General features: G+C 60.2%; 1 protein-coding gene. It reads left to right on the top strand.

Going from position 1 to position 573, the window contains the following annotated elements; genetic code table 11:
* Positions 1-348: isochorismatase family protein (locus FEM54_RS33690; protein ID WP_138454413.1), on the top strand; the 348-nt coding region annotated here is incomplete at its 5' end.
* Positions 349-573 lie beyond the last annotated feature (225 nt).

Here is a 573-nt window from a genome sequence, read left to right as displayed (position 1 = left end):
CCCACCCCGTATGACTACGACTACTTCATCTGGAAGGGAGTTGAACCCCACCTGCATCCCTATGGCGCCTGTTACCACGACCTGCACGACAAGCTGTCCACGGGGGTTATCGAGTACCTCAAGGCCCAGGGCGTGCGTCGCGTGATCGTGGGTGGCCTGGCCCTGGACTTCTGCGTCAAGACCACCGCCTTGCAACTGCTCAAGGCTGGCTTGGAAGTGGTTCTGCACCTGCCGGCGTGCCGAGGCATCAGCGAGGCGGGTGGTGCGGCGGCGGTAGAGGAGTTGCTCAATGCCGGTGCAGTCATCAGCCGTAGTCGCGAAGAGCTGAGCGCGATGGCCACGCGCTAACTGCAGGCCCGGTAACGTGCTGTGCCGGTGTTTCGCGGCTAGAGCGGTAGTTCTGCGCGTTAAAAAATGAGACGCGTCCTACATCACTCGCTGGGAGTTACTGATTACCCTCTACGCTTTTGCACAAGCGGCCTTGTCTGGCCGGGGGGCGCTATCGCGTGAGGGAGTCAACTGCAAACCGTGTTGCCCGGTTCCTGACGGAATTTATGCTTATGGTCGTTGTAA

It is taken from the genome of Pseudomonas edaphica (assembly GCF_005863185.1).
Classification (GTDB): domain Bacteria; phylum Pseudomonadota; class Gammaproteobacteria; order Pseudomonadales; family Pseudomonadaceae; genus Aquipseudomonas; species Aquipseudomonas edaphica.
The sequence above is the reverse complement of the archived record's forward strand: the minus strand, read 5'-3'. Positions and strand labels throughout refer to the sequence as shown.